The sequence below is a fragment of the Brevundimonas sp. Soil_N_31 genome (assembly GCF_057655995.1).
The window spans coordinates 1-8238 of sequence record NZ_JBDGLE010000018.1; the positions used below are offsets into that span (position 1 = coordinate 1).

6 protein-coding genes and 1 pseudogene are annotated in these 8238 nt (G+C 63.5%); 5 read left to right on the forward strand and 2 right to left on the reverse strand.

All coding sequences use genetic code 11. The annotated features are described in order from the left end of the window. Nucleotides 1–183 precede the first annotated feature (183 nt). Nucleotides 184–306, reverse strand: coding sequence for a tautomerase family protein (locus AC3A3G_RS16190; protein WP_487488714.1), 123 nt, complete (start codon nt 304–306; stop codon nt 184–186). 219 nt (nt 307–525) lie between these two features. On the opposite strand from AC3A3G_RS16190, the gene AC3A3G_RS16195 reads away from it, so the two are divergent. Next, a complete protein-coding gene (locus AC3A3G_RS16195; RefSeq protein WP_487488715.1) occupies nt 526–1302 on the forward strand; it encodes a hypothetical protein in 777 nt (258 codons plus the stop codon). Between the two features lie 74 nt (nt 1303–1376). Here AC3A3G_RS16195 and AC3A3G_RS16200 read toward each other — a convergent pair. Continuing rightward, a pseudogene (locus tag AC3A3G_RS16200) lies at nt 1377–1937 on the reverse strand (IS6 family transposase); the annotation flags it as partial. A gap of 157 nt (nt 1938–2094) precedes the next feature. On the opposite strand from AC3A3G_RS16200, the gene AC3A3G_RS16205 reads away from it, so the two are divergent. Genes AC3A3G_RS16205 through AC3A3G_RS16220 form a run of 4 tightly spaced genes read left to right on the forward strand, consistent with a single transcriptional unit; the run spans nt 2095 to nt 8068 of the window. Further along, complete coding sequence (locus AC3A3G_RS16205) at nt 2095–5529, forward strand: response regulator (protein WP_487488716.1); 3435 nt, start codon at nt 2095–2097, stop codon at nt 5527–5529. Nucleotides 5530–5538: 9 nt separating this feature from the next. Continuing rightward, a complete protein-coding gene (locus AC3A3G_RS16210) occupies nt 5539–6363 on the forward strand; it encodes a CheR family methyltransferase (protein ID WP_487488717.1) in 825 nt (274 codons plus the stop codon). Then, entirely contained in the window at nt 6360–6932 is a 573-nt protein-coding gene (locus AC3A3G_RS16215; RefSeq protein WP_487488718.1) for a chemotaxis protein CheB, read from the forward strand. Before AC3A3G_RS16210 ends, AC3A3G_RS16215 begins: the two co-directional genes overlap by 4 nt. Beyond that, the gene (locus AC3A3G_RS16220) at nt 6929–8068 is read left to right on the forward strand and encodes a hybrid sensor histidine kinase/response regulator (protein ID WP_487488719.1); all 1140 of its coding nucleotides are present in this window, start codon (nt 6929–6931) and stop codon (nt 8066–8068) included. Before AC3A3G_RS16215 ends, AC3A3G_RS16220 begins: the two co-directional genes overlap by 4 nt. Nucleotides 8069–8238 lie beyond the last annotated feature (170 nt).

Below are 8238 nucleotides of genomic sequence, written 5' to 3' on the forward strand. Positions count from 1 at the left end.
CCTGCTTTTCTTCACGTCCGTCTCCTTGATGAAACGGACTCTCACTCAAATCGGGGGATCAGGAAGGGAGCACGTCACCGCGACAGCGGTGAGCCGCGTTAGACCGCGCGAACCCTTTTACGCGAGCGGCCAGCGCAGGCACCATCGGGATGTGCTCTCGCAAGGCAACCATCGCTCGCCGTGTCAGCCATCCCCAAACAGCTTGCCTTCACCGGCCCAGTCGCTGGCGGCGACGTCGTCGAAGATGACGTAGATGTATTTCGGATCGCCTTCCGGGAGAGCCGCTAATGTCTGGTCTTGGCGCATTTAGGACAAAGGAACCAGGATAACTGCGGACGCCGAGACACTGTCCATTGGTCGTGCGGCAGCGAAGGGATTGTCATGAGGGGGAGAGCAAAAAGAGGGTCCGTTCTGCCGTTTGTCGCGATGGTTCTCGCTCTTGCCGCGTGCGTCCCGACCCCAGAGTCGGTGAGTGAAACAGCAGGCCGATCGGAGGACGTACCGACAGAACCGGCTCGTCCACTCATGCCGATTTCGACCACAGCGGATGTCACTGGCCAATGGGACGTCGTCAGTTTCGAAGGCCATTGGCCGCGCCGGCTATCCGGAACCGTTCGCGCCGCTTACGCCGACTTCGGCACGGACGGCGTCAGCCTGAGGATGGAGTGCAACTACACTGGCCGATCGGGTCGCGTTATTGGCGGGCGCTTCGTTGCAGAGCCGGGTGGCGACGGCCTCCAGACGCAGATCGGGTGCGGACCGGAGCGTGGCCCACGGGAGGTGCGCTATTTCGGTTTTTTCGAGCGGAATCCGAGCGTCGAGTTCATCAGTGTCGACCGCTTGCGCTTGCGCGCGGGTCATGACGAACTGATCCTCGAGCGCCCGTCGGTGCGTCGCCTCTCTTACCTCGCTTCGAGCACCGAGCTTCAGGGCGAGTGGGAAATGCTCCAGGTTTCATGGTTTCCACCGGACGGGGGCGTGGCCGGGATCGGCCTTTCCGAAGGATCCAGCCGCATCGTCATCGAGGGAGATCGGCTCCGGGTTCGGACTTGCCGAGAGGTCGACCTGACTTTCCACTACACCGAACAGGGTCAGCTGCGAAAAAGCGGAGGGGCGATGCTCCAGGCCGGGCCTCTCGGCTGTCCGGGCTTGAGCGACACGGCAGATGGCTCCGGCTTGCCCAAAGCGTCCGACGCGGTCCGTCTTCTGCACGCCGATCCTCTGGTGGAAAAGGTCGGAGATGGCACCTTGTTGCTTTCTAACGGCGAGTACGGATTGCTGATATCGCGGGTCCCCGATTGACCGCTGGGTGTCTCCACCGGAAGCGCTGTCAGCTTAACTCAGCCAGGTTGAGAAGCGCCCTACCCGGCCCTGATCTAGGCGACAGCCGCCGTCCAAGCAGACGCCGCATCGGCACGAAAGCGACGAAGGGTGGGCCGGCTTATGAGATGTCGTTGGGTGTAGAAGGTGTTGTAGATCGCTGCGTGGGTGGTGAGAAAACGCTGGGCTGAGGCCTGAGACTTGAAAAGCTGCTGTTGCCGTTCTCGTCGTCGGATGGGGAGGTGGGAGTTCTCCGCGCGGTTGTTCTCTCGAAGCCGGCCCGGCGAATGCAGGTGCCGCAGGCCGAGCTGATCCAGGGCTGCAGGATAAGACCCCAACCCGTCGGTGACGATGCGCTCTGGCTCGATGGGCTGGTTTCGCAGCAGCCGCTTCAGTAGCGTCAGCGCGGCTTCTGTGTCCCGGCGACGCTGAACCACGAGGTCCAGAACCTCGCCTTCATCATCGACTGCGCGCCACAGGTACATCCGCTTTCCCCCGATCGAGCAGACCATCTCGTCCAGGTGCCAGCGCGGTGACGGAGACGGCCTCTGGCGCTTCAGCCGCCTAGCAATCTGAGGCCCGAACTTGATCGTCCAGCAGCGGATCGTCTCGTATGCGCCACAAGCGGTCATTGGCAGGACGCCTACATTCGGACATTGGGCTCGCCGCTCTCATGCTGCTACCGACCCGCTGCCGCGGGCGCCGACCGGCTCGCCCTTTCCTATTCGGCTTTGAGCAACTAGTCAGAGCGCGTTCTTCACTGTCGAGCTGCGAATGTCCCTTCCAAAATCCGCCGCCTCGCCCCTGCGCTCAAGAATTGAAGCCTGGGCCGCTGTGGGATTGGCGACCGTCTTGGCGTTCTTCCTGATCAGCGGTCTGATCGCCTACAGCAACATCCAGCAACTGCGATCGAACAACGCCCGAGTGGTTCACACCCACTCGGTCTTGGTCGGCGCTGATGAACTGCTGTCGACTGTCCAGGATGCAGAGACCGGCCAGAGGGGATTTCTCCTGACCGGCGACCCTCGCTATCTCCAGCCTTACGACCGCGCCGTGGCCGCTCTCGACTTGCGCATTGACGGCTTGCTTGAGCTCACGCGCGACAACCCGCGGCAGACCGCCAACATCGGCCAGCTTCGTCGACACGTCGACGCGAAGACAGCGGAGCTTCGCCAGACCATTGCCCTTCGCCGTGCTGGAGACCGTGAGGCCGCGCTCGCCATCGTCACCACCGATCGCGGAAAGCAGGAGATGGAGGCTATCCGCGAACAGGTCGCGGCGATCCGGGCGGAGGGTCTGCGCCAGCGCCAGGACTGGCTCGCCCAAATGGAGACCGCCTATCGGACCGCCATCGTCAGCGGCGTTCTTTCGGCGGCCCTGGGAGCCATCCTGACGATCGCCGTCTTTTTTCTGATCCGGCACAGCGCCCGGGCGCGGGCCCGGCAGGAATGGCTCCAGTCCGGCCAAGTGGGTTTGGCAGACGCGTTGAGCGGCGATCACACCGTCGAGGAGTTGTCGGAAAGGGTGCTGGCTTTCCTGGCGCGCTATGCGGGCGCCCACGCCGGTGCTCTGTTCAAGGGCGAGGCTGGGCGCTTCCGCCGCACGGCCACCCGGGGCGTCCCAGCCGACGCCCCGATTCCGGTTGCCTTCGGGCTCAAGGAAGGATTGCTCGGCCAAGTGGCTCACGAGGGGCGCGCCCTCCTGCTCAACGATGTGCCCGAAGGCTATATGACGCTCGGGTCAGCCCTGGGCCGCGACATCCCCCGCCATCTCGTCATCACGCCGGCGCGGGTGGACGAGGCGGTCAACGCCGTCATCGAATTGGGCTTCCTGCAGGCGCCCGGCGACCTTGTGCTCGAACTGCTGGACGCCGCCTCGGCCTCGATCGGTGTGGCGCTTCGCTCGGCGCGATATCGAGCCGAATTGCAGGACGCGCTGGAAGAAACCCAGCGGCAGTCTGAGGAGATGCAAGTCCAGAGCGAGGAACTTCGTGTTTCTAATGAGGAGTTGGAGGAACAAGGTCGCGCGCTGAAGGAGTCACAGGTCCGTCTCGAGCAGCAACAGGTCGAATTGGAGCAGACCAACAGCCAGCTGGAGGAGCAGGCTCAGACCCTGGAGGCGCATCGTGACGACCTGGAACGCGCCGGCGCCGACCTGACCCAGAAGGCGCAGGATCTGGAGCGGGCCAGCCAATACAAGTCAGACTTCCTGGCCAACATGTCTCACGAGCTGCGCACGCCGCTGAACTCGCTTCTGATCCTATCCAAACTCCTCGGCGACAACACCGATGAAAATCTGACCGAGGAGCAGGTGCGCTACGCCCGCACGATCCAGTCCTCGGGCGACGACCTGCTGACCCTGATCAACGACATCCTCGACCTGTCCAAGATCGAGGCCGGCCATGTGCAGATGCGAGCCGAAGGGGTCTCCCTGCAACGCGTGACCAGCGACCTGCGCCATCTCTTCCAACCGATCGCCGACGAGCGCGGCCTCGACTTCACGATCAACCTCGACGACGACCTTCCCGACATCGTCGAGACTGACCGCCAGCGGCTGGAACAGATTCTCAAGAACCTGCTGTCGAATGCGTTCAAGTTCACGGAGAAAGGATCGGTGCGCCTGGCCATCGCCCCGTCGGGCGATGACATCGCCTTCGCCGTGACGGACACGGGCATCGGCATTTCGTCCGACCAACAGGCCGGGATCTTCGAGGCCTTCCAGCAGGCGGACGGCACAATAAGCCGCAAGTACGGCGGCACAGGTCTCGGCCTGTCGATCTCACGGGAACTGTCGCGCCTGCTGGGCGGGTCGATCATGCTGGACAGCCGGCCCGGCGAGGGCAGCACCTTCACCCTCGTCATGCCTCGAGTCTATGACGCCGGCCAGATCGCGCCGCGCATTCCCGGGGCGCCAAAGCCGATCGACGGCCCGCGACCGGCGACGCCGACGAAAAAAGACGCCGCTGCCTCGCCCCCTCTCCGTCGCGCCATCGCGGATGATCGCGAGCAAATCGCCGCGGCGCGACGGTTGCTTCTGGTGATCGAGGACGATGACAGGTTCGCGACCATTGTCCGCGACCTCTCGCGCGAGCTCGGCTTCCAGTGTCTGGTCGCGACCACCGCGGAAGAAGCCCTGAAGCTCGCTCGTCAGCACCGGCCAAGTGCGATTGTTCTCGACATCGGCCTCCCCGACCAGTCGGGCCTGACGGTGCTGGACAGCCTCAAGCGCGACGACCAGACGCGTCATATCCCGGTGCACATCATCTCCGCCGAGGATCACAGCCGCACGGCCATGGCGCTCGGCGCGCTGGGCTATACGATGAAGCCGGTCAAGCATGAGGATCTCGCCGAGGTGCTCGGCGGACTGGAGAATACCCTGGCACGAACGGTGCGCAGGGTTCTCGTGGTGGAGGACGACGACGTACAGCGCGAAGCAGTCCAGGCCCTCCTCTCCTCCGGCCACGTTGAGACGGTGGGAGTCGGCACGGCGGCGGAGTGTCTCAATGCCCTTCGCGAGCAAACCTTCGACTGCATGGTGCTGGACCTGACGCTGCCCGACGCGTCCGGCTTCTCCTTGCTGGAGACGCTCAGCCAGGATCAGGAGCACGCCTTCCCTCCGGTGATCGTCTACACCGGCCAGGACCTCACGCCGGACCACGAACAGCAGCTTCGGCGCTATTCGAACTCGATCATCATCAAGGGCGCCAAGTCTCCCGAGCGACTGCTCGACGAGGTCTCGCTCTTCCTGCACCAGGTGGTGTCCGAACTGCCCGCCGAGCAGCAGAAGATGATCCGCCAGGCGCGCAATCGCGACGCCCTGCTCGAGGGCCGTCGGATTCTCATCGTCGAGGATGACGTCCGGAACGTCTACTCGCTGACGAACGTCCTGGAACCGCGTGGCGCCGTGGTCGAGATCGCCCGCAACGGCCAGGAGGCGATCGACCTGCTGCAGGCCTCGGCGGATCAGCCGGACCGCGCCATCGATCTGGTGCTGATGGACGTGATGATGCCGGTGATGGATGGTTTGACGGCGACGCAGACGCTGCGCGCCGATCCCCGTTGGTCGGATCTGCCGATCCTGATGCTGACGGCCAAGGCCATGCCCGACGACCAGGAACGCTGCCTCGCGGCGGGCGCTAACGACTACATGGCCAAGCCGATCGACGTGGACAAGCTGCTCTCGCTGGTTCGGGTCTGGATGCCGCGTTGAGGATGGTCCGTGCCCGAACGCCTTGAAGATCTTGAGCTCCAGCTCCTGCTGGAGGCGCTGTACCAACGCTATCACTATGATTTCCGGCATTACGCGCGCGCGTCGATCAAGCGCCGCGTGGTGCAGGCGCGCGATCAGATGGGGTTCGCCACCCTCTCAGCGTTACAGGATGCGGTGCTGCATGACCCGTCCATGCTGCCGCGGCTGCTGGGATATCTCACGGTACAGGTCAGCGAGATGTTCCGGGATCCGACCTATTTCAAAGCGCTGCGGGAAAAGGTGCTGCCGCATCTGCGCACCTATCCGTCGCTGAAGGTCTGGATCGCGGGCTGCAGCCACGGCGAAGAGGTCTATTCCCTCGCCATCCTCTTCAAGGAGGAAGGTCTTTACGACCGGACCCTTTTCTATGCGACGGACATTAACCCCGACGCGCTGGAGGCGGCTGAGGCGGGCGTCTATCCGATGGATCGCTTGCGCAAATTCACTGAGAACCATCAGAAGGCCGGCGGGCGGTCGTCACTCTCCGATTATTATACCGCTGACTACGGTCGCGCCGTCTTCGATAAGAGCCTCAGGAGCCGCGTGGTTTTCTCGGACCACAGTCTGGTGACGGACGCGGTCTTTGCCGAGATGCAGTTGATCTCGTGTCGCAATGTGATGATCTATTTCGATCGCGCCCTCCAGGATCGCGCCATTGGCCTGTTCAGCGGCTCGCTCCCGAGAAACGGATTCCTGGGACTGGGCTCCAAGGAAAGCCTGCGCTTCTCCAGCTATGCCTCAGCCTTTTCCGAGTTCGTCCGCGACGAGAAAATCTACCGGAAGCTGGCGGCATGAGCGAGGGCGAAGCGAAAGCCGTGGCGATCGGCGCCTCGGCCGGCGCGGTCCAGGCGCTGCTCGAAATCCTGCCCGCCCTGCCCGCCGACTATCCGCTCGCCCTGTTGATCGCGGTGCATGTGCCGCCCGACCGCGACAACGTTCTTGTACCGCTACTGCAGTCGCGGTGCCTCCTGCGCATCAAGGAAGCGGAAGACAAGGAGCCGATCAGGACGGGCACGGCTTATGTCGCCCCTTCCGACTATCACCTGCTTGTGGAAGCGGGCCGGACTCTCGCCCTGTCGTCGGATGAAGCCGTGAACTATTCCCGGCCGTCCATCGATGTTTTGTTCGAAAGCGCCGCCGACGCCTTCGGCCCGGACCTGATCGGCGTCATTCTCACCGGCGCCAACGAGGATGGCGCCGTCGGCCTTCGGGCGATAAGCTTCGCTGGAGGGCGCGTCATTGTAGAAAATCCCGATCATGCCCACGCCTCGGCCATGCCTCAGGCGGCGCTGAAGACCTGCCCTGGCGCGCCGACGATGCGTCTGGAAGAGATTGTTGAATACCTCGGGGGGCTTGCCGGATGACATATTTCGAAGCTCCGGCGACGCTGCTCCTGGTCGATGACCTGGAGGAGAACCTCCTTGCGCTCGAGGCGCTGCTGCGTCGTGAGGGCCTGACTTTCCTGAAAGCCCGCTCCGGCGATGAGGCGCTCGAGTTGCTGCTTTCCCACGACGTGGCCCTGGCGCTGCTCGACGTCCAGATGCCGAGCATGGATGGTTTTCAGCTGGCCGAATACATGCGCGGCAACACCCGGACCCATCATGTGCCGATCATCTTCGTCACGGCTGGCAGCTCCGACCAGCAGCGGCGCTTCAGGGGTTACGAAGCCGGCGCGGTGGATTTCATCCAGAAGCCGATTGAAGCTGACGTCCTGCGAAGCAAGGCGGATGTCTTCGTCGATCTCTACCGCCAGCGGCGGCAGATCCTCGCGCAGCGAGACGAACTCGAAGCCCACACCGCCGCTCTCAGAACCGCAGACCGACGCAAGAACCAGTTCCTCGCGGTGCTGGGCCATGAGCTCCGCAACCCGGTGATGGCCCTGAGCGCAGGCCTGCAGCTGGCCGAGCGAGAGGTCGACCCGGTCAAAGTCGGGCTGATCCGGGAACGCATGGCCACCCAGGTCTTCCACCTGTCCCGTCTGGTCGAGGACCTGCTCGACATCTCGCGCATCGACCAGGGCAAGATCACCCTCCGGCTCGAACGGGTCTCGCTCCAGACCGTGCTCGATTCAGCCATCGAAACCAGCCGGCCCAAGATCGACGCCGGACGCCACACGCTCAGCGTCGATCTGCCTCATGAGCCGATCTGGGTCACGGCCGACTTCACGCGGCTTTCACAGGTGGTGAGCAATCTTCTGACCAACGCCGCCAAATACACACCGCCGGAAGGGCAGATCGGACTTGTGGCCACCGCAGGGGCCGACTTCGTCGAGATCGCGGTCACCGACGACGGCGTCGGAATATCCCCTGAAATGCAGAGCAAGGTGTTCGAACTTTACACTCAGGTTGCAGGTCCAGACGCCCGATCGTCTGATGGGCTCGGGATCGGTCTCTCGCTGGTGAAACAGTTAGTCGAGTTGCACAAAGGCAGCATCTCCGTTCACAGCGCCGGGACGAACCAGGGCAGTTGTTTCACACTGAGGCTGCTGCGGTCATTCTGAAGCCGAGACTTGCGGCCGGCCACGACCGAGATGGACCGAGACGGGCTATCTGATTGACATTACCGTCCTCCGGTAATCGGCTAGCGTCGTCAGAGCGCCATGTGTGGACGGCTCCCCGTTGGCAAGGGTTGATCTGATGTTCTGCTGAGCCTGGTCGGTGCGGCCATGTG